General features: G+C 64.5%; 17 protein-coding genes. 14 read left to right on the top strand and 3 right to left on the bottom strand.

Features of this window, described 5'->3' with window-relative positions; translation table 11 throughout:
* Positions 1 to 119 precede the first annotated feature (119 nt).
* The gene (locus ACP2YO_RS11135) at positions 120 to 1,625 is read left to right on the top strand and encodes a glycosyltransferase family 39 protein (protein WP_426440922.1); all 1,506 of its coding nucleotides are present in this window, start codon (positions 120 to 122) and stop codon (positions 1,623 to 1,625) included.
* 101 nt (positions 1,626 to 1,726) lie between these two features.
* On the opposite strand, the gene ACP2YO_RS11140 is transcribed toward ACP2YO_RS11135, so the two are convergent.
* Positions 1,727 to 2,557, bottom strand: a complete 831-nt coding sequence (locus ACP2YO_RS11140) for a uracil-DNA glycosylase (protein WP_426443132.1) — start codon at positions 2,555 to 2,557, stop codon at positions 1,727 to 1,729.
* Between the two features lie 197 nt (positions 2,558 to 2,754).
* On the opposite strand from ACP2YO_RS11140, the gene ACP2YO_RS11145 reads away from it, so the two are divergent.
* The 3 genes from ACP2YO_RS11145 (at position 2,755) to ACP2YO_RS11155 (ending at position 7,730) form a co-directional block, all read left to right on the top strand.
* Positions 2,755 to 4,422: an electron transfer flavoprotein-ubiquinone oxidoreductase gene (locus ACP2YO_RS11145; protein WP_426440923.1), complete on the top strand. Its 1,668-nt coding sequence runs from the start codon at positions 2,755 to 2,757 to the stop codon at positions 4,420 to 4,422.
* A 492-nt stretch (positions 4,423 to 4,914) separates the two neighbouring features.
* Positions 4,915 to 6,696, top strand: a complete 1,782-nt coding sequence (locus ACP2YO_RS11150; RefSeq protein ID WP_426443133.1) for a tetratricopeptide repeat protein — start codon at positions 4,915 to 4,917, stop codon at positions 6,694 to 6,696.
* A gap of 146 nt (positions 6,697 to 6,842) precedes the next feature.
* Positions 6,843 to 7,730 carry a 4-(cytidine 5'-diphospho)-2-C-methyl-D-erythritol kinase gene (locus ACP2YO_RS11155; RefSeq protein WP_426440924.1) on the top strand — a complete coding sequence of 296 codons (888 nt, stop codon included), beginning with the start codon at positions 6,843 to 6,845 and terminating at the stop codon, positions 7,728 to 7,730.
* Between the two features lie 173 nt (positions 7,731 to 7,903).
* On the opposite strand, the gene ACP2YO_RS11160 is transcribed toward ACP2YO_RS11155, so the two are convergent.
* Entirely contained in the window at positions 7,904 to 8,914 is a 1,011-nt protein-coding gene (locus ACP2YO_RS11160; RefSeq protein ID WP_426440925.1) for a polyprenyl synthetase family protein, read from the bottom strand.
* Between the two features lie 135 nt (positions 8,915 to 9,049).
* On the opposite strand from ACP2YO_RS11160, the gene ACP2YO_RS11165 reads away from it, so the two are divergent.
* From ACP2YO_RS11165 to ACP2YO_RS11195, 7 genes are all read left to right on the top strand, one after another.
* Positions 9,050 to 9,277: a DUF2007 domain-containing protein gene (locus ACP2YO_RS11165; protein WP_426440926.1), complete on the top strand. Its 228-nt coding sequence runs from the start codon at positions 9,050 to 9,052 to the stop codon at positions 9,275 to 9,277.
* Positions 9,270 to 10,046: a tRNA1(Val) (adenine(37)-N6)-methyltransferase gene (locus ACP2YO_RS11170; protein ID WP_426440927.1), complete on the top strand. Its 777-nt coding sequence runs from the start codon at positions 9,270 to 9,272 to the stop codon at positions 10,044 to 10,046. The genes ACP2YO_RS11165 and ACP2YO_RS11170 overlap by 8 nt, the downstream gene beginning before the upstream one ends.
* A gap of 260 nt (positions 10,047 to 10,306) precedes the next feature.
* Entirely contained in the window at positions 10,307 to 11,218 is a 912-nt protein-coding gene (locus tag ACP2YO_RS11175) for a S49 family peptidase (RefSeq protein WP_426440928.1), read from the top strand.
* 116 nt (positions 11,219 to 11,334) lie between these two features.
* A complete protein-coding gene (locus tag ACP2YO_RS11180; protein WP_426440929.1) occupies positions 11,335 to 11,526 on the top strand; it encodes a hypothetical protein in 192 nt (63 codons plus the stop codon).
* A gap of 252 nt (positions 11,527 to 11,778) precedes the next feature.
* Positions 11,779 to 12,714 carry a glycine--tRNA ligase subunit alpha gene (locus ACP2YO_RS11185; RefSeq protein WP_426440930.1) on the top strand — a complete coding sequence of 312 codons (936 nt, stop codon included), beginning with the start codon at positions 11,779 to 11,781 and terminating at the stop codon, positions 12,712 to 12,714.
* Entirely contained in the window at positions 12,714 to 14,882 is a 2,169-nt protein-coding gene (gene glyS, locus ACP2YO_RS11190) for a glycine--tRNA ligase subunit beta (protein ID WP_426440931.1), read from the top strand. Before ACP2YO_RS11185 ends, glyS begins: the two co-directional genes overlap by 1 nt.
* A 3-nt stretch (positions 14,883 to 14,885) precedes the next feature.
* On the top strand, positions 14,886 to 15,479 hold the full coding sequence (locus ACP2YO_RS11195) for a class I SAM-dependent methyltransferase (protein WP_426440932.1): 594 nt from the start codon (positions 14,886 to 14,888) through the stop codon (positions 15,477 to 15,479).
* A 141-nt stretch (positions 15,480 to 15,620) separates the two neighbouring features.
* Here the strand turns inward: ACP2YO_RS11195 and ACP2YO_RS11200 are convergent, their stop codons facing one another.
* Positions 15,621 to 15,977: a DUF1236 domain-containing protein gene (locus ACP2YO_RS11200; RefSeq protein WP_426440933.1), complete on the bottom strand. Its 357-nt coding sequence runs from the start codon at positions 15,975 to 15,977 to the stop codon at positions 15,621 to 15,623.
* Positions 15,978 to 16,238: 261 nt separating this feature from the next.
* On the opposite strand from ACP2YO_RS11200, the gene ACP2YO_RS11205 reads away from it, so the two are divergent.
* The 3 genes from ACP2YO_RS11205 to ACP2YO_RS11215 all read left to right on the top strand — a co-directional run bounded on the left by ACP2YO_RS11205 (position 16,239) and on the right by ACP2YO_RS11215 (position 21,203).
* Positions 16,239 to 16,394, top strand: coding sequence for a DUF3096 domain-containing protein (locus ACP2YO_RS11205; RefSeq protein WP_426440934.1), 156 nt, complete (start codon positions 16,239 to 16,241; stop codon positions 16,392 to 16,394).
* Positions 16,395 to 16,484: 90 nt separating this feature from the next.
* The gene (ppdK, locus tag ACP2YO_RS11210; RefSeq protein ID WP_426440935.1) at positions 16,485 to 19,412 is read left to right on the top strand and encodes a pyruvate, phosphate dikinase; all 2,928 of its coding nucleotides are present in this window, start codon (positions 16,485 to 16,487) and stop codon (positions 19,410 to 19,412) included.
* Positions 19,413 to 19,733: 321 nt separating this feature from the next.
* A complete protein-coding gene (locus ACP2YO_RS11215; protein ID WP_426440936.1) occupies positions 19,734 to 21,203 on the top strand; it encodes a cell wall hydrolase in 1,470 nt (489 codons plus the stop codon).
* Positions 21,204 to 21,380: the final 177 nt, after the last annotated feature.

A 21,380-nucleotide genomic window follows, 5' to 3' on the forward strand; every position in this document is an offset into this window, starting at 1 on the left:
ACTCGTTTCGATCTTTGAACATTTCCAACGCCCGTTGCCTCCGCCGCCGCCGCCCGTTATCAAATCCCCCGGATCAGATTGCGCCGCTGACGCGGTGGCTGGGGCATTTCAGGCGTTTCATGCGGTTTACCTCCCTGGTTGTCGAACTGATCCGCGCCCGGCCACGGCTGGTGGTCTGGATCGTGGTGCTGGCGCAGGCGGCGATCTGGTTGTTGCTGCCGCTGATCTTCTACGGCAGTCCGCCCGGCGACGTCGCCACCGTGCTGGCGTTCGGCCGCGAATATCAGGTCGGCACCGACATGGGGCCGCCGCTGTCGTTCTGGCTCGCCGATATCGCCTTCCGCGCCGCCGGCAATCATGTGTTCGGCGTCTATCTGCTGGCGCAGGTCTGCGCTGCTCTGACCTTCATCGCCTTCTACCGGCTGGCGCGCGCCATCGTCGGCGGCCCGCAGGCCGTGCTCGCGGTGCTGCTGTCGATGACAGTCGTGGTGTTCTCCTCGCCGAGCGTCGAGTTCGGGCCGCTGATCCTGGCGCGGCCGCTATGGGCGCTGCTGCTGCTGCACTCCTGGCAGCTGATCGGCCAGAACCGGCGCAGCGCCTGGTTCGCCTGGTCGATCGACTGCGGCCTGCTGTTACTGACGACGCCCGCGGCGATCGGCATGATCGCCCTCGTCGCGGGCTTTGCGGTCGCAACGCCGCGCGGGCGGCGCATGTTGAGGGCCGTCGATCCGCTCTACGCGCTGCTCGTGATCCTCGTGCTGGCGCTGCCCTATCTGATCTGGCTGATCCGCGCCGATGTGCTGACATTGCCGCCGTGGCCCGCGATCGCTGTTCTCGGCGCCCGCGCGGTGCGCTGGGGCGTCGTGCTCGGCGGGCTGATCGTCGCGATGGCCGCCATCGTGCTGCTGGTGATAACAAATTCGCGCGGGTTCAGCCGCGCGGCCGAGGATGCGCCGATCATCTATCGCCCGCCGGTCGGGCCGCTGGCGCGCCAATTCGTCTATTTCTTCGCGTTTGCGCCGGCCATTGCGGGCAGCTTCGTCGCAGGCCTGTTCAATCTCGACCGCGTGTTCGGCGGCGCCGGCGTGGTGCTGTTGATGTCGGGGCTTGCCGTCGTCGTCGCGGCCGGCGACCTGATCCCGCTGCGGCGGCAGCGGCTGTTGCGTACGGTCTGGGCCTTCGCCGTCGGAGCCCCCGCGGCCGTGGCGCTGGCCGCGGCCCTGTTCCTGCCCTGGACCACCACCACCGACGTGCCGACCTCGCTGCCGGCGGCCGCGATCGGACGTTTCTTCGACGACAGCTATGAACGCCGCACCAACCAGCGCTTGCGCGCGGTGGCCGGCGATCCCGTGCTCGCCAGTTTGATCGCGATGGAAGCGCGGCGTCCGCATCTCCTGCTCGATGCAACACCGCAGCGGACGCCATGGCTGTCGATCGCAAAATTCAACGAGACCGGCGGCGTCGTGGTCTGGCGCGCGCAGGATACCGCGGGCACGCCGCCGCCCGAACTCACGCAGCGTTTTCCCGGCCTGGTGCCGGAAGTCCCGCACTCATTCGACCGGCTGGTCAACGGCCGGGAAGGGGTGTTGCGGATCGGCTGGGCCATCGTACGGCCGAAGGGGTGATGGCGAGGTGTAGGATGGGTGGAGCGTAGCGATACCCATCATCTCACCGCGCGGATGCAAGTGATGGGTATCGCTACGCTCCACGCATCCTACGAAGATGCCTACCCACCCACCTGCTCTAGCGCCTTCGCGATCGCGCGCAAATCCAGCCACGTCATCTTCTTGTACGACGGTGAGCGCAAGAGATAGGCCGGATGGAACGTGGCGATGGCGCGGATTGAGCGCGTGCCGGTGTCGTAGTCGGACCATTTGCCGCGCGTGCGCATGATGCCTTCGCGTGTGGACAGCAAGGCCTGCGTCGAGGGATTGCCGAGCGTCACCAGCACGTCGGGGTTCACCAGCTCGATCTGGCGCTGGATGAAGGGCAGGCAGATCTGCGTCTCCTGCGGCGTCGGCGTGCGATTTCCGGGCGGCCGCCACGGGATCACGTTGGCGATATAGGCTGAGCGGCGGTCGAGCCCGATCGCGGCGATCATGCGGTCGAGCAGTTTTCCCGAGCGGCCGACGAAGGGCAGGCCCTCGATGTCCTCGTCGCGGCCCGGCGCTTCGCCGACGAACATCACGCGCGCTTGCGGATTGCCGTCGGCGAACACCAGTTTCGTCGCGGTGTGCTTCAGCGCGCAGCCGTCGAAACTCTCCATCAGCGCGCGCAACGCCTCGAGCGTCGGCGCGGTGCGCGCGGCCTCGCGCGCCGAGGCGATCGCGGCCTCGGGCGCGACGGTGATTTCGCTCCGCGGAACAGAAGGCATCGGCACCGGCATCGGGCGCAACGGATTCGGCGGTGCCACCGCCGGGCGCGGGACTGTGGGCGCGGGAACTGCGTCCGGCTCCTCGAGCCGGTTGATCGGCGCGTCGCCAAGCGCGCAATCGACCCCGGCCTCAAGGTAAAAGGCCAGCAATTGCTGTAATGTAGGCGCGGTTTCGGGCGTCAGGGCCATGGTCAGGTCTATTTAGCGCATGATCCGGAAAAGTGGAGGCCGGTTTTCCGAAAAGATCATGCTCAAAAACGTGAACTGGGCGAGCGCGAAACCGCTCGAAGCGCAATTCCATGGTTGTCCTTCCGGCAAAAATCGGAAACAACGACCCCTAGAAAAGCTTGGAAGCGTTCTCAACGGGCTGAGACCAGATCATGAGTGAAGACCAGAACGTAGACTTGCCTCCGCGCGAGTCCATGGAATTCGACGTCGTCATCGTCGGCGCCGGCCCCGCCGGCCTTTCGGCTGCGATCCGACTGAAGCAGCTCAATCCCGAGCTCACGATCGTGGTGGTGGAAAAGGGCTCCGAGGTCGGCGCGCACATCCTCTCGGGCGCGGTGATCGATCCGGTCTCGCTCGACAAATTGATCCCGGACTGGCGCGAGGACGCCGACTGTCCGCTGAAGACGCAGATGAAGGACGACCGCTTCTACTGGATGACCGCAGGCGGCGCGATCCGGCTGCCGAACTTCATGATGCCGCCTTTGATGAGCAACCATCACTGCTATATCGGCTCGCTCGGCAATGTCTGCCGCTGGCTGGCGCCGAAAGCGGAAGCGCTCGGCGTCGAGATCTATCCGGGCTTTGCCGCCACCGAGGTGCTCTATGACGACAAGGGCGCGGTGAGGGGGATTGCGACCGGCGACATGGGCATTGCCAAGGATGGCACCCACAAGGATTCCTACACCCGCGGCATGGAACTCGTCGGCAAGTACACGTTGTTCGCCGAAGGTGCGCGTGGCTCGCTCTCCAAGCAGCTGATCGCGAAGTACCAGCTCGACGACAAGAGCGAGCCGGCGAAATTCGGCATCGGGCTCAAGGAAGTCTGGCAGATCGATCCGGCCAGGCATCAGAAGGGCCTGATCCAGCATTCGTTCGGCTGGCCGCTCAACAATTCCACCGGCGGCGGCTCGTTCCTCTATCACTACGACGACAACCGCGTCGCGGTCGGCTTCGTCGTGCATCTGAACTACGACGATCCGTACCTGTCGCCGTTCGATGAATTCCAGCGCTTCAAGACCCATCCTGCGATCCGCAGCGTGTTCGAGGGCGGCAAGCGTCTCGCTTATGGCGCGCGCGCCATCACCGAGGGCGGCTACCAGTCGGTGCCGCGGCTGACATTCCCGGGCGGCGCGCTGATCGGCTGCGCCGCAGGCTTCGTCAACGTGCCGCGCATCAAGGGCGTGCACAACGCGATGGGCACCGGCATGCTCGCCGCCGAGCACGTCGCCGCCGCGTTGTCCGCCGGTCGTGCCAATGACGAGATCGTCGACTACGAAAATGCCTGGCGCTCGTCTGCCGTCGGCAAGGACCTGCACCGGGTCCGCAACGTCAAGCCGCTATGGTCGAAATTCGGCACCATCATCGGCGTTGCGCTCGGCGGCATCGACATGTGGTGCAACACGCTCGGCTTCTCGCTGTTCGGCACCCAGTCGCATGCCAAGCCCGACCGGAAGACGCTGGATCCGTCGAAGCAGCACCAGCCGATCGCGTATCCCAAGCCGGACGGCAAGCTCTCGTTCGACAAGCTGTCCTCGGTGTTCCTGTCCAACACCAATCACGAGGAGGACCAGCCGGTTCATCTCAAGGTCGCCGACATGAACCTGCAGAAGACGTCGGAGCACGACGTCTTCGCCGGTCCCTCGAACCGCTATTGCCCGGCCGGTGTCTATGAATGGGTCGAGGAGGGCGCCGCGCCGCGCTACCAGATCAACGCCCAGAATTGCGTCCACTGCAAAACCTGCGACGTGAAGGACCCCAACGGCAATATCACCTGGGTTCCCCCGGAAGGCGGCGGCGGCCCGAACTACGAGGCGATGTAGTCCGACCAATTTTGCGTGAGCACGTTACAAAAGCTGCCACGGAACTGCGCTTCGCCTCCCCCCCTGTGGGAGAGGCCGGATTGCATCGAAAGATGCAATCCGGGTGAGGGGTCCAGGTCTCTCAAGGGACTTCGGGCCGATGGACAGACCTGAACCCCTCACCCGGATTTTCCGCTGGCGCGCAAAATCCGACCTCTCCCACAGGGGGAGAGGTGACCGGTTCTGTGGCCGCTGTCACGTTTCCCAACGCTAATGTGCTGATACCGGCCACGATACCGCCACAGTACCAGCGTTTTGCGGTAGCGCTGGCTGGATCGGCGGGCCTAAAGGCTTAATCTGCCAATCGATTCGTCACGCGTATCCTTGCGGTTAAACGCCAAAAGCGGCATTGTCGCTGATTGAGATGCCGCCGCTTGGGTTCGCATTTGAGACTGATCGCAAGATCTTGCTAGAAGGATCTTGGCCGTAAATCCCTGGAGCAAGGCGACCGTGATGCTGTTCACCCGTTTCAACCGCCTGACGATTGCCCTTCTCACCGCTGCCGCGCTTGCCGCGCCGGCGTCGCTGTCGGCGCAAACGCCCGAGCATACCGCCGATAATGCAGCGCAATTCCCAACCAAGAACGATCTGAAGGCGCTGACCACGTCCGGCAGCTACCTCGCGGCCCGCCATGCCAGCGTCGAGCGCGACGCGACCTCCGCTGCGGAGTTTTACCGCTCGGCGCTGCGCACCGATCCGAAGAACAGCGAGCTGCTCGATCGCGCCTTCATCTCCTCGCTCGCCGATGGCGACATCGACGAAGCCGTCAAGCTCGCCGACCGCATCCTGACCGTGGACAAGGCTAACCGCGTCGCCCGCCTCGTCATCGGCGTGCGCGACCTCAAGGCGAAGAAATACGCCAGCGCGCAGTCCAACATCAACCAGTCGGTGCGCGGCCCGATCACCGATCTGGTGGCGACGCTGCTGTCGGCCTGGGCAAGCTATGGCGCCGGCGACACCAAGGGCGCGGTCGCCAGCATCGACAAGCTGACCGGGCCGGATTGGTACCCGATCTTCAAGGATCTGCACGCCGGCATGATCCTCGAACTCGCCGGCAAGGACAAGGATGCCGGCACACGCTTCGAGCGCGCCTACAAGCTCGACGATTCGATGCTGCGCACGGTCGACGAATATGCGCGCTGGACCTCGCGCAACAAGGATGATGCGGCGGCCATTGCGCTCTATGAGGCCTTCGACAAGAAGCTGCCGCGCCATCCGCTGGTGCTGGAAGGCATCAAGGAAGCCAAGGCCGGCAAGAAGCTGCCGCCGCTGGTCGAATCACCGCAGGGCGGCGCCGCCGAGGCGCTCTATGGCATCGGAGCGACGCTGACCCGGCGCGGCGGCGAGGACCTCGCGCTGGTTTATTTGCAGCTTGCGCTCTATCTGCAGCCCAACCATCCGCTGGCGCTGCTCTCGCTCGCCGATCTCTACGAATCGGTGAAGAAGCCGCAGATGGCGATCAAGGTCTATGAGCGGATGCCGGCGTCTTCGCCGCTGAAGCGCAACGCGCAGATCCAGCTCGCGACCAATCTCGACGCCGCTGATCGCAGCGACGATGCGATCAAGATCCTGAAGGAAGTCACCGCAGACGCGCCGAAGGACGTCGAGGCCATCATGGCGCTCGGCAACATCGAACGCGGCCGCAAGAAATTCGCCGACTGCGTCGGCACCTATTCGCAGGCGATCGACGCGCTGCCGGAGGGCGGCGACAAGAACGCCTGGGTCACCTATTACTACCGCGGCATCTGCGAGGAGCGTTCCAAGCAGTGGAACAAGGCCGAAGCCGACATGCGCAAGGCGCTGGAGATGCAGCCTGAGCAGCCGCATGTGCTGAACTATCTCGGCTACTCCTGGATCGACCAGGGTACCAACCTCGACGAAGGCATGAAGATGATCAAGCGTGCCGTCGATCAGCGCCCTGACGACGGCTATATCGTCGACTCCCTGGGTTGGGCTTACTATCGGATCGGCAATTACGACGAGGCGGTGAAGAACCTCGAACGCGCGATCGACCTCAAGCCGGAAGATCCGACCATCAACGACCATCTCGGCGATGCCTATTGGCGCGTCGGCCGTACGCTGGAAGCCAAGTTCCAGTGGGCGCATGCGCGCGACCTCAAGCCCGAGCCGGAAGAGCTGCCGAAGATCGAGGCCAAGATCCAGAACGGCCTGCCCGATGATACCTCGTCGGCTGCCTCCGCCGACAAGAAGAAGGACGACGACAAGGGCGGCTGATCCGAAGCGCGCGCCGCGTTCTCATCTCCCTCCCCCGCAAGCGGGAGAGGTGAAAAGCCGGGAATTTCTGCCCAAACAAAGGGATAGGATCGTGATGCGATTTACGCTAATCGCATCGCGATCTCGTTTTTTAGGGGTATTTCGCCGTGCCGGCGCTGGTTGAAGAGGGGCGTGCCAAGGTCAACCTGACGCTGAAGGTGGTTGGGCGGCGCGTCGATGGATTTCACGACCTGGAAAGCGTCGTCGCGTTTGCCGATTGCGCCGATCGGCTCACGCTGGAGCCGGGCTCGGATCTTGCCTTGACGATGGAAGGACCGCTGGCCGATGCCTGCGGCGACACGTCGGACAATCTGGTACTCAAGGCCGCGCGCCTGCTCGGCGAGCGCGTCGCGGACCTCAAGGTCGGGCACTTCACGCTGGAGAAGGTGCTCCCCGTCGCGGCCGGCATCGGCGGCGGCTCGGCGGATGCCGCGGCTGCGCTGCGGCTCTTGGCCCGGCTCAACGAACTCTCGCTCGATGATGCCAGGATCATGGAGGTCGCGCTGCAGACCGGCGCCGACGTGCCGGTCTGCGTCGCCTCGCACGCCTGCGATATGTCCGGCGTCGGCGAGGACCTGCTGTCGCTCGACCTGCCGAAGATGCCCTGCGTGCTGGTCAATCCGCGGGTGCCGGTGGCGACCAGGGACGTTTTCAACGCGCTCGGCCTGCGTCACGGCGAGCTCCTGATCGGCGCCACCGACATCGTGATGCAGACGCCGTCGTGGCCCGACGCGAGCTGCGCGATCGACGACTGGATTGAGGCGCTGGCGCGCGGCAGCAACGATCTCGAACGCCCCGCCGCGCGCATCGAGCCCGTCATCAGCGCGGTGCTGACGGCGCTGCGCGAGGCCAGCGGCGTTCGCCTCGCGCGCATGTCAGGTTCCGGCGCGACCTGCTTTGCGATTTTCGCTGATGACACTGCCGCCCGGGCCGCCGGCGAAAAATTACGCGCCGAGCACCCCGGCTGGTGGGTGCACGCGGGCACACTGAGCTGAGGCCGTCGATCGCGGTGTCGTCCCTGCGAAAGCAGGGACCCAACCACCAATGTCAATTATTGCGTTACGCTGGAACGACGAGTCCCATTCACAACACGGGCCGCGGCGTATGGGTCCCCTGCTTTCGCAGGGACGACGGCGGTGAGTGTGGCTCGATAGGCGAGTACGGCGGCCTAATGCGACCGTGCCAGACAGAACGCCACCACCTCTTCCAGCGCCGTCTTCATCGGCGAGGGCGGGAACAGCGCGAGCGCGTCGACGGCCATGGCGCCGTAATGGTGGGCGCGGCTGATCGTGTCTTCGAGCGCGCGGTGCTTGGTCATCAAGCCGATGGCGTGGTCGAGATCGTTGGCGCCGATCTCGCCGCGCTCCAGCGCACGGACCCAGAACTTGCGCTCGCTGTCATTGCCGCGGCGGAAGGCCAGCACCACCGGCAGCGTGATCTTGCCCTCGCGGAAATCGTCGCCGACATTCTTGCCGAGCTTGGCGGACTTGCCGCCATAGTCGAGCACGTCGTCGACGAGCTGGAAGGCGATGCCGAGATTCATGCCGACCGAGCGGCAGGCGGTCTGCTCGGGCTTGGGCCGGTTGGCGATCACAGGGCCGACCTCGCAGGCCGCGGCGAACAGCTCGGCGGTCTTGCCTCTGATGACGGCGAGATATTCGTCCTCGGTGGTCGCGGTGTTCTTGGCGGCGGCAAGCTGCATCACCTCGCCCTCGGCGATGGTGGCGGCCGCAGCCGAGAGAATGTCGAGCGCGCGCAGCGAGCCGACCTCGACCATCATGCGGAAGGCCTGGCCGAGCAGGAAGTCGCCGACGAGCACGCTTGCCTCATTGCCCCACAGCATCCGCGCCGACAATTTGCCGCGGCGCAGCTCGCTCTCGTCGACCACGTCGTCATGCAACAGCGTCGCGGTGTGCATGAATTCGACCGCGGCGGCGAGCTTGATATGGCCGTCGCCGGAATAGTCGGAAAGCTGGGCCATCGCCAAGGTCAGCATCGGGCGGAGCCGCTTGCCCCCCGAGGAGATGAGGTGGTTGGCGACCTCGGGGATCATGGTGACCTCCGAGCCGGTGCGCGACAGGATGGTCGCGTTGACGCGCTCCATGTCGGCGGCGACAAGTCCCACCAGCCCGTCGATCGAAGCATTGGACGGGCTCTCGAAGGGTACAATAACCGCCACGCTGGTCTCCAATTTTGCCGAATTCGCACTATGCTTAGCTATAACAATAGAAACTGCGCAGTGAAGCGGCAAGGCCACGAAGTTGTTGACATATGTCGCAGCCGCCTGACAGCCGGGGCCACAGGAGAGCGGAATTTGCGGGAATTGGTTCGAACCAACGACATCGTGCTGGTCTCGGCCGTCGGCGCGCTGCTCGACAGCGCCAACATCCATCATCTGGTGCTTGACCAGAACATGAGCATCATCGAGGGCTCGCTCGGCGTGCTGCCGCGGCGGATCCTGGTGCATGAGGACGACAACCACGAGGCGCGCCAGCTCCTGACCGAGGCCGGCCTCGGCCATGAATTGCGGGCCGATGAATAGTCCTGCCCCTCTTGCCCCTGATGTCACCGAGGATGGATTCCTCGGCGGGCAACTCAAGTTGCGACAGCCGCGCAGTGGCCATCGCGCCGGCCATGACGCGATCCTGCTGGCCGCGGCGACGCCGGCACGGCCGGGTGATCGCGTCGTCGACCTCGGCTCCGGCGTCGGTGCGGCCGGGCTCGCGGTCGCACGCCGTGTCACCGGGATCGATCTCGCGCTGGTCGAGATCGACCCGGCCTTGGCAGCGCTCGCGCGCAGCAATGCCGAAGCCAATGCGATTCCCGCCGACGTGATCGTGCTGGATATCGAGGCCGCCGCTTCCGCCTTCGCCGACGCCGGCCTGGCGCCCGACAGCGCCGATGTCGTGCTGATGAATCCGCCGTTCAACGATCCTGCCAGGCACCGCGCCTCGCCGGATGCCGTGCGGGAGCGCGCGCATGTCGCAACCGCGACGACGCTGGAGAGCTGGGTTCATGTGGCGCGGCGGATGCTCAAATCGAACGGGCGGCTGGCGATGATCTGGCGGGCCGACGGGATCGCTGAGGTTTTGCAGGCGCTCGAGCGAGGTTTCGGCAGCGTCGAAATCCTGCCGGTTCACGCCGATGTGACGGTATCAGCGACCCGGATTCTGGTCCGCGCCACCAAGGGTGGGCGGGCGCCGGCGCGGCTTCATGCCGCGCTGTTGCTCAATGATGAATCAGGGCTGCCCAATAAATGGGTGCAGGAGATATTGGCTGGAAAGGGAGGGGTGTCGCTGTCACGGACATAGCGGGCAGTTCGCTGGCGGGCAGTGCGCTGCCCGCATCGTCATTGGCACCAAATCACTGCGGGGCCGTTTCCGACTGGCGGTCCGGCGTCGACGTGAAATGGATCGCAGCGAGCAGTGTACTGATCAGCAAAATCAGCAGATAGATTTTCATGTTGTTCTCCCCGCCGCGCGTTTCGGCCCCAACGACCAAAGTTCAAAACGCGTTCCATCCATTGCAATGACAGTGGCGTGATAAAAAGTGGTTAATTCGAGGTAGCTGAATGAGTGAACAAACAAGTGATCGCGACGGACGTCCGGGATGGCTGGAGCGGATGCAGCGCATGCTTCCGGCCCGGCTGCGGCGCGGCGTGGCTGTCGTTCCGGTGGTGCGGCTATCCGGCGTGATCGGCGCGGTGACGCCGCTCAGGCCGGGCATGACGCTCGCGGGCGTCGCAAAGCTGCTGGAGCGCGCCTTTGGCACAAGGAATGCCAAGGCGGTCGCGCTGGTGATCAATTCGCCGGGTGGCTCGCCGGTGCAGTCACGGCAGATTTACCTGCGCATCCGCCAATTGGCCGCCGAGAAGAAGCTGCCGGTGCTGGTGTTCGTGGAGGACGTCGCGGCCTCCGGCGGCTACATGATCGCCTGCGCGGGTGACGAGATCTATTGCGATCCGTCATCGATCCTGGGCTCGATCGGCGTGGTCGGCGGCAGCTTCGGTTTCGTGGAGGCGATCAAGAAGATCGGTGTGGAACGGCGGCTGTATACGGCCGGCACGCACAAGGCGACGCTCGATCCGTTCCTGCCGGAAAACCCCGACGACGTCGCGCGGCTGAAGGCGATCCAGCGCGAAATCCACGCCATCTTCATCGCGCTGGTGAAGCAGAGCCGCGGCGGCCGCCTGAAAGGTGCCGACGATGTGCTGTTCACCGGCGAATATTGGGCCGGTGGGAGCGCGATCGGTCTCGGGCTGGCCGACGGGATCGGCGATATCAGAGCGACGCTGCGCGCCCGCTATGGGGAGAAGGTGCTGACGCCGGTGATCGCGCCGGCCAGCGGCATGCTGTCCGGCCTGCTCGGCCGGCGCGCGCCGGGGGCGGGGTCGATGGCGCTGCTGGACGGGATCGGCGGCCTGCCCGACGACCTGATCTCGGCGCTGGAGACCAGGGCCATCTGGGCCAAATTCGGGTTCTGAACACGTGGATGTGAGCGCGCCATTTTGCCCCAAAAGCGCGATTGCGGTGCAGGCGCGGTTGGGCGAAAATGGTGTCCATTGGGGGCCTGACCGACGTGAACGACAAGGATCGACCGATGCCGCCGCTGATTGCATTTGCGGGTGCCCTGGGTGGTCTGGCCGTGGTCCGCTGGGCCTACAGGACTGCCATCCGGATCAACCAGGAATTGGAAGAGGCACGCCTCTCCCGCGTGGCCGAGACCGCCCGCGCGGGCGAAATCAAGACCCTGCGCCGCGACCCCGTGACCGGCGCCTATCGGCCGGTGTAGGGCAAGATTCTCCCTCGCCCCGCTCTTGCGGGGAGAGGGTTGGGGTGAGGGCTGTTTCCGCAAACTCGAGAGATGTGAGTTTGCGGTGAGTCCCCCTCACCCGAAATCCGCGCGGCGCGCGGATTTCGACCTCTCCCCGCAAGCGGGGCGAGGTAAGGCAGGCCGAACCCAGCCCCATCGCCTTGATTCCATTGGCCGCCGCCGATACGGTCCCGCGCGCTTCACACCCCCCTCGCGAGACCTGTAGAGACGATGGACGCCCTGCCTGACCACATGCGCCCGGAACGATCGTTCCAGGGCTTCATCCTGGCCCTCCAGCGGTTCTGGGCGGAGCAGGGCTGCGTCATCCTGCAGCCCTACGACATGGAAATGGGCGCGGGCACCTTCCATCCCGCCACCACGCTCCGGGCGCTCGGACCAAAGCCCTGGAACGCCGCCTATGTGCAGCCGTCGCGGCGGCCGAAGGACGGCCGTTACGGCGAGAATCCGAACCGGATGCAGCACTACTACCAGTTCCAGGTGATCATGAAGCCGTCGCCGCCGAACCTTCAGGATCTCTACCTGAAGTCGCTCGCTGCGATCGGCATCGATTCCAGCATACACGACATCCGCTTTGTCGAGGACGACTGGGAGAGCCCGACCTTGGGCGCCTGGGGCCTCGGCTGGGAATGCTGGTGCGACGGCATGGAAGTGTCCCAGTTCACCTACTTCCAGCAGGTCGCCGGCGTCGAATGCGCGCCGGTTGCCGGAGAACTCACCTACGGGCTCGAGCGTCTCGCGATGTACGTGCAGGGCGTCGACCGCGTCTACGACCTCAATTTCAACGGCCGCGAGGGCGCCGACAAGGTCACCTATGGCGACGTGTTCCTGCAAGCCGAGCAGGAATACTCGCGGCACAATTTCGAATACGCCGACACCGCGATGCTGTTCGAGCAATTCAAGATGGCCGAGGAGGCCTGCAAAAAATATCTCGCGGCCGGATGGCGCGAGGGAAGCAACCAGAAAGAGCATCTGATGGCCCTGCCGGCCTATGACCAGTGCATCAAGGCGAGCCACGTGTTCAACCTGCTGGATGCCCGTGGCGTCATCTCGGTGACCGAGCGGCAGAGCTACATCGCGCGCGTGCGCGATCTGGCGAAGGCCTGCGGCGAGGCGTGGATCCACACTGAAACGGGCAGGGCGGCCTGATGCCCGATCTTCTCCTCGAACTGTTTTCCGAAGAAATTCCCGCCCGCATGCAGGCGAAGGCGGCTGACGATCTGCGCCGCATGGTGACGGACAAGCTCGTCGCCGAGGGCCTCGTCTATGAGGGCGCGAAGGCGTTCGCGACGCCGCGCCGCCTCGCGCTCACCGTCCACGGCATCCCGGCGCGCCAGCCCGATTTGAAGGAAGAGCGCCGCGGCCCGCGCGTCGGCGGGGCCGAGCCCGCGATCCAGGGATTTTTGAAGGCGACTGGTCTCACGTCGATCAGCGAAGCAAAGATCCAGACCGATCCGAAGAAGGGCGATTTCTACATCGCGCTGATCGAGAAACCCGGTCGCGACGCGATCGAGGTGATCGCGGAGATGCTGCCGGTGATCATCCGCACCTTCCCGTGGCCGAAATCGATGCGCTGGGGCGCGCGCTCGGCCAAATCAGGTTCGCTGTCCTGGGTTCGTCCGCTGCACGCGATCACCGCAACCTTCGGTCTCGAGACCGAAGACCCTGATATCGTCAAATTCTCCGTCGACGGCATCGAGGCCGGGCAGACCACCTACGGCCATCGCTTCATGGCACCCGGCGCGATCTCCGTGCGCCGCTTCGAGGACTACGAGGCCAAGCTGAAAGCAGCAAAAGTCATCCTCGATCCGCAGGCGCGCAAGGATATCATCCTTGAGGACGCCAAGGAGCTGGCGTTCGCGCAGGGCCTTGAACTGGTCGAGGACCAAGTGCTGCTCGACGAGGTCTCCGGTCTCGTCGAATGGCCCGTCGTCATGATGGGATCGTTCGAGCAGGAATTTCTTGATATCCCGGACGAAGTGATCCGCGCCACCATCCGCAACAATCAGAAGTGCTTTGTGGTCAAGGACCCCAAGACGGGGAAACTGACCAACAAGTTCGTGCTGACGGCCAATCTCGAGGCAAGCGACGGCGGCAAGACCATCGTCGCCGGCAACGAGCGCGTGATCCGCCCGCGGCTGAGCGACGCGAAGTTCTTCTACGAGACGGACCTGAAGACGAAGCTGGAAGACCGGCTGCCGAAGTTCGAGCAGATCGTGTTCCACGAGAAGCTTGGCACGCAGGCAGATCGGATCAAGCGGATCGAGCGGCTGGCCGCGAAGATCGCACCGCTGGTTGGCGCCGACGTTGAGAAGACGAAGCGCGCCGCGTGCCTTGCGAAGGCGGATTTGCTGACCGAAGTCGTCGGCGAATTCCCCGAACTGCAAGGCTTGATGGGCAAATACTACGCGCTGGCGCAGGGCGAGGATGCCTCCGTCGCCGCGGCAAGCGAGGAACACTGGAAGCCGCAGGGGCCCACCGATCGCGTGCCGACCGATCCAGTGAGTGTCGCGGTGGCGCTGGCGGATAAGATCGATACCCTGGTGGGCTTCTGGGCCATCGACGAGAAGCCGACGGGGAGCAAGGACCCGTACGCGCTGCGTCGTGCCGCACTCGGCGTGATTCGATTGCTTGTTGAGAATGGCATTCGATTGGGCCTTATGAGTTTTCTAGATCGACATTACGACACAGTGCTGGATTCGATCGCGACCGTTCATCGAAAGGCCGGGACCACGTTCTTCGTCGGAAAAGGGGTGGTGGCTTGGAACGACACCAAGGTCGAGCAAAAGTGTGTTGATCTGCTCGCCTTCTTTGCCGATCGCCTGAAGGTCCAGCTACGCGATCAGGGCGCGCGCCACGATCTCGTCGACGCCGTTTTCTCGCTCGGCGGGCAGGACGATCTCCTGCTCGTCGTCCGCCGCGTCGAAGCGCTCGGAAAATTCCTCGATAGCGATGACGGCAAGAACTTGCTCGCCGGGACGAAACGCGCCAGCAACATCCTCGCGATCGAGGAGAAGAAGGATAAGCGCACCTTCGATGGTGCGGCTGATCCTGCGCTCTACAAGCTCGACGAGGAGAAAGCGCTGGCGAAAGCTATCGATCAGGTGAGGAGCGAAGCCTCCGCGGCCGTCGCCAAAGAAGACTTCGCCGCAGCGATGAGCGCGATGGCCAAGCTCCGTCCAGCCGTCGACGCATTCTTCGACAAGGTCAAGGTCAACGACGATGACCCCAAGGTGCGCGAGAACCGCCTAAAACTGCTCAACGAGATCCGCGCCGCGACGCGCGCGGTGGCGGATTTCTCCAAGATCGAGGGCTGACTGATGGACCGCGCAACGCTCGCCGCTTACGACAAGGAAGCGGCGGCGTTTGCGTTAGCCTGGCACGACCAGCCGGCGCCGGTCGACCTGCAAGAGATCGTCACGCGCTTCCTCATCAAGGGCGGCAAGACCGCCGATATCGGTTGCGGCAGCGGCCGCGAGGTAGCGTGGCTAAACGCCAACGGTTTTCTGGCGGAAGGTTTTGACGCCTCCGAGGGTCTGCTCACCGAGGCCCGTTCGCGCTATCCGCAGGCCCGCTTCACGCATGCTGAGCTGCCGGAGCTATCCGGCATCGCGTCCGGCAGTTTCGACAATGTGCTGTGCGAGACCGTGATCATGCATCTCGACCACGCACTGATCGCGCCGTCGGTTCGCCGCATGCTCGACCTCGTGAAGCCCGGCGGCGTCTTCTATCTGAGCTGGCGTGTGACCGAGGGCGCCGATTTGCGCGATGCGCACGGCCGGCTCTATGCGGCGTTCGATGCGACGCAGGTGCGGGCGGAGCTTGGAGCTGTGAAATTGTTGCTCGATGAGGAGTTGGTCAGCGCATCCTCCGGCAAGGCCATCCACCGGATCATCGCACGGAAGGGCGGGTAACGCATTCGCAAATACCGGGATGAGACAAGAGGCGAAAAACCCCGTCCGGAGGGGAGGCCGGGCGGGGCTTTCTGGTCCGGTCGATCTTCGCGCACATCCGCTTGCGCGGCGTCCGGACTCAACGTTCAGGCAGTCGCGGGGCTACTCGACGACCTGAACGATGCGACGCGAGCGCGGCTCGACCAGCACGGTCTCGCCGTTCACGACTGTGTACCGATAGGGCGTCCCGCCGAACCGTTGCGGAACGTCGTAAGTGGTCACGCCGGCTTCCGGCAGCACGGTGCCGACCACGACGCGATCCGGAATGGTGTAGTTCGGCACGCGTTCGCGCACGATGTATTCGCGGAACGCCGGCCGTTGTTCGACCATGATGCCTTCGTTCTCATCGACCACGACCGGACCGCCACCGGCGATGCCGACCGTCTGCGCCTGTGCGGCAACAGCCGGCACCGTGATCGCAGCAGCCACCGCTGCAACGGCAAGTATTCTGTTTCGCATGGCTTGCTCCATTGTCATGCTGCACGACGCCGACCGTCCATGACCCTAGCTTCTACGGCTTCGGCTAGCGCACATGGCGAGCCAATTCATGCTGCGTGATGATGTTCCGGAAAAATCACCGCCATATACGCGGCATTTTCGGGCAAATTTCGTGAGCGAGGGAACCTGTTGGCGCGACAGGCGTCTTGATGTCGGAACTCCCCCAGCGGATAACTGCCGCCCTCGATTCGAACTTCCTGAAAACAGCCGGAGAAATTTCAAATGGTCATCACCGCTGCGCATGTGCCTGCCATCGTGGCTCTGATTGCAGGCATCCTGATCCTGATCATGCCGCGGCTGCTCAACTTCATCGTCGCGATCTACCTGATCTTCATCGGATTGGTCGGAATGGGGCTCCTGCATTGGCTACACATGTAGCGGGAAAGCGGGGTTTCGCGGCTTGCGCGGACCCCCCCAAAATGGTGTAAGCGCGCATCTTCGACCCCTCTTTACGGATTGTTGTCTGACATGGCCAAAGCCGTCGCGAAGTCCAAGAAAACCCCCGAGAAAATGGCAGCGAAATCAAAGACGTCTGCGCCGGCCCGCAAGGCCGTGCCGCAGGCGCGCCAGGCGCTGAAGAAGAGTGCTCCCAAGGTGGCGCCGAAGGCCGCCAAGCCGGCTGCAAAGCCTGTCGCCAAGGCGCCGGTTGCCAAGGCTACGCCTGCTGCGATCAAGGCTACGCCTGCTACGATCAAGGCAGCACCTGCTGCAATCAAGGCAGGCAAGTGGGTCTATACGTTCGGCGACGGTAAAGCGGAGGGCCAGGCCGGCTTGCGCGATCTGCTCGGCGGCAAGGGCGCCAATCTTGCGGAGATGGCCAATCTCGGACTGCCGGTGCCGCCCGGCTTCACCCTGCCGACCGCGGTCTGCACCTATTTCTACGAACACGACAAGACCTATCCGAAGGAATTGAAGGCGCAGGTCGAGAAGGCGCTGGATCATATCGGCAAGCTGACCGGCAAGGCGTTCGGCGACACCAAGAATCCGCTGCTTGTCTCGGTGCGCTCCGGCGCCCGCGCCTCGATGCCGGGCATGATGGACACCGTGCTCAATCTCGGTCTCAACGACCAGACGGTGGAAGCGCTCGCCGAACTCTCCGGCGACCGCCGCTTCGCCTATGACAGCTATCGCCGCTTCATCACGATGTATTCGGATGTCGTGCTCGGCTTCGAGCACCATCACTTCGAGGACATCCTCGACACCTTCAAGGACGGCCAGGGCTATTCGCTCGATACCGATTTGACCGGCGACGACTGGGTCGAACTGGTCGGCAAGTACAAGGACGCGGTGGCCAAGGAGACCGGCCACGACTTCCCGCAGGATCCGCACGACCAGTTGTGGGGCGCGATCGGCGCGGTGTTTTCATCCTGGATGAACGCGCGCGCGGTGACCTACCGCCGGCTGCATGACATTCCGGAATCCTGGGGCACCGCCGTCAACGTGCAGGCGATGGTGTTCGGCAACATGGGCGAGACCTCGGCGACCGGCGTTGCGTTCACGCGCAACCCCTCGACCGGCGAGAGCAAGCTCTATGGCGAATTCCTGATCAATGCGCAGGGCGAGGACGTCGTCGCCGGCATCCGCACGCCGCAGGACATCACCGAAGAGGCGCGCAAGGACAGTGGCTCCGACAAGCTCTCGATGGAAGCCGCGATGCCCGAGGCGTTCAACGAGCTGACGCGGATCTACACCCTGCTCGAGAAGCACTACCGCGACATGCAGGACATGGAGTTCACGGTCGAGCAGGGCAAGCTGTGGATGCTGCAGACCCGCGGCGGCAAGCGCACCGCGAAGGCGGCGCTGCGCATCGCGGTCGAGCTCGCCAACGAAGGCTTGATCTCCAAGAAGGACGCGGTGGCGCGGATCGATCCGGCGTCGCTCGACCAGCTGCTGCACCCGACCATCGATCCCGCAGCCAAGCGCGACGTGATCGCGACCGGCCTGCCGGCCTCGCCGGGCGCGGCCTCAGGCGAGATCGTGTTCTCGTCGGACGAAGCCGCCAAGCTGCAGGCCGACGGCCGTAAAGTGATTTTGGTCCGGATCGAGACCAGCCCGGAAGACATCCACGGCATGCACGCCGCCGAAGGCATCCTGACCACGCGCGGCGGCATGACCTCGCACGCGGCGGTGGTCGCCCGCGGCATGGGCAAGCCCTGCGTCTCCGGCTGCGGCACCATCCGCGTCGACTACGGCCGTGGCACCATGAGCATCGGGTCGCGCACCTTCAAGACCGGCGACGTCATCACCATCGACGGCTCGGTCGGTCAGGTGCTGGCCGGCCGCATGCCGATGATCGAGCCGGAGCTGTCCGGCGAATTCGGCACGCTGATGGGCTGGGCCGATCAGGTCCGCAAGCTCGGCGTCCGCGTCAACGGCGACACGCCTGACGATGCGCGCACCGCGGTGAAGTTCGGCGCCGAAGGCATCGGCCTCTGCCGAACCGAGCATATGTTCTTCGAAGAGACCCGAATCCGCACCGTGCGCGAGATGATCCTCTCCGAGGACGAGCAGTCACGTCGCGCCGCGCTGTCGAAGCTGCTGCCGATGCAGCGCGCCGACTTCGTCGAGCTGTTCGAGATCATGCAGGGTCTGCCCGTCACGATCCGCTTGCTCGATCCGCCGCTGCACGAGTTCCTGCCGCACACCCAGGCCGAGATCGAGGAAGTGGCGCGCGCCATGAACACCGATCCGCGCAAGCTTGCCGACCGTGCCCGCGAACTGTCCGAGTTCAATCCGATGCTCGGCTTCCGCGGCTGCCGCCTCGCGATCGCCTATCCTGAAATCGCCGAGATGCAGTCGCGCGCGATCTTCGAGGCCGCCGTCGAGGCCGGAAAGCGCACCGGCAAGGCTGTCGGCCTCGAGGTGATGGTGCCGCTGATCGCGACCAAGGCCGAGTTCGATCTGGTCAAGGCGCGCATCGATGCGACCGCGAATGCGGTGATGAAGGAGACCGGCGTCAAGCTGAGCTATCAGGTCGGCACCATGATCGAGCTGCCGCGCGCCTGCCTGATGGCGGGCGAGATAGCGGAGACCGCGGAGTTCTTCTCCTTCGGCACCAACGACCTGACGCAGACCACCTACGGCATCAGCCGCGACGATGCCGCCAGCTTCCTCGGTACTTATGTCGCCAAGGGTATCCTTGCGATTGACCCGTTCATCTCGGTCGACCGCGACGGCGTCGGCGAGCTCGTCAAGATCGGCGTCACCCGCGGACGCAAGACGCGGCCGAACCTCAAGGTCGGCATCTGCGGCGAGCACGGCGGCGATCCGGCGTCGGTGGCGTTCTGCCACGAGGTCGGGCTCGACTATGTCTCGTGCTCGCCCTATCGCGTGCCGATCGCGCGCCTCGCAGCGGCGCAAGCCGCGCTGGGCAAGGCGATCGCAAGTCAGGCGTAACCGACAGGCACTTCCGATGTGGCAATGGCTGGGACCATGTCCCGGCCATTTTGCTTTTGCGCTGCCCATCGATGGCGCTGCGCGATCGCACGCAAGACTTTCTTCATCATCTTCATTGAGAGAAAATTTACCAGTTCCATCCGCCGCGCATTTACCAACGCGCGCGATGCAACGCGCAAAGAGCTTACGATCGCTTGCGTGTAGCGCGGGTGCAACGCGGATTAACCGCGCGGCAACCTAAACACGATAGCAACAAAAAAGGTCGAATTGCGCGAATGGACCGCGTTCGATTGCACTCAGTAAGCGTTGCGTGAGCGTACGATGTTTGTGTTGCGTAACCAGCCGAAGAGCGCACGGCTTGCGCTCTTCGGCTTAGGTCTCAGCATCTTCGCCTTGATGCCGACCGAGATCGGATATCAGGATATCGCCTCACTGCTGGCCCGGCAGCCGGGCGTCGCGGAGCGTTGGCAAAAGCGCGTGTTCGCGTCCGCGGTCGGTTCCATCCAGGTCGCCACCTACAGCTTCGGCCGTCCGATCGGAACCGCCGCGCCCGAAGCGCCGAGCTTGGTTCTCGCAAGCCTCGACAATCAGAGCGCCGATATCACGGGGGCCCTGACCCGCAATCCGATCGCGGCGCCGCCGCCGCGCTACCAGGCTTCCGATTTTCCCAAGGTCGACCGCACGCTGAAGGGTGATCGGCTCGTCGTCGCAAAGCCGGATGCGGCGGTGCCCGCAAGCGCCACACCGCCGAATGAGGATCCTGCGACCTCCAATTCATCCGTCAGGGGCATGAAGAGCGCCGGCAAGGCACCGGCCGAGAGCGCGCCGCTCGATCCCGAATTGCAGGAAGCGCTGCGCGCTCCGCCATTACCGCAATATTCGACGTCGCCGCCGCCGTCGTACGATGTCTCGATGTCGCTCGAGGCCGACCCGCTCGATGATCTGAAGCCCGCGCCTGCGGTGCAAGCATCCGTCACCCACGCGGCGCCGCCGCACGATGCGTTCTCGTTCCAGACATCGAGCCTTTTCTTCGGTTCGTCGCTCGGCTCGCCCGAAAACATCGAGCGCTGGCAGCCGGGCGAGGCGCCGACCATCGTGATGCCGGCGGCGTTGCCGGATCCCGACATGAAGGTGATGGCCTCACTGCCGGTCGATGCCGATGGCCCGGTCAAAGCCGGCGAGACGGGCGAGAGCATCGCGCCGAAGGGCGAGGTCAATACCGACAACCAGCGCGCCAAAACGCCGGCGGAGCGGCTCGGCCTGCTCGACGAGAAGTCGCGCGCCAAATCGGAAAAGTGCCTGGCCGAAGCAGTTTATTTCGAGGCCCGCGGCGAGGCGGTGCGCGGCCAGATCGCGGTGGCCCAGGTGGTGCTGAATCGCGCGTTCTCCGGCAAATATCCGGAAACCGTGTGTGGCGTGGTTTACCAGAACAAGAACCGCCATTACGCCTGCCAGTTCACCTTCGCCTGCGACAACATTCCCGACGTCATCCGCGAGCCCGACATGTGGGACCGCGCCAAGAAGATCGCGAAGGCGATGCTCGATGGCAAATTATGGCTGCCGGAAGTCGACCGCTCGACCCACTATCACGCCTATTGGGTGCGGCCGTCCTGGGTCAGCGAAATGAAGAAGATGTACAAGTTTGGCGTCCACACCTTCTATCGTCCGCGCGCCTGGGGCGACGGCAGCGATGCGCCGAGTTGGGGCAACCCCGCCGAAACCGCGGCAATCTCGGCCCAGCTCGCCGAAGCGGCGCAGAGCTCGGCCGAGCAGGCCAGCGCGAAACGATAGCTGTTCACCCCATCACGGTCATTCCGGGATGGCCCGCAGGGCCAGACCTCAGATGCGCGCGGCGCATCGGGGAATCTCGATGTCGTGCATCAGCTACTTCGAGATTCCGGGTTCGCGCTTCGCGCGCCCGGAATGACAGTCCCAGAATTCCGCAGAGCTGCCTTGCAGGCGAAAATT

The sequence above is a fragment of the Bradyrhizobium genosp. P genome (genome assembly GCF_049949265.1).
In the GTDB taxonomy this organism is placed as follows: Bacteria; Pseudomonadota; Alphaproteobacteria; order Rhizobiales; family Xanthobacteraceae; genus Bradyrhizobium.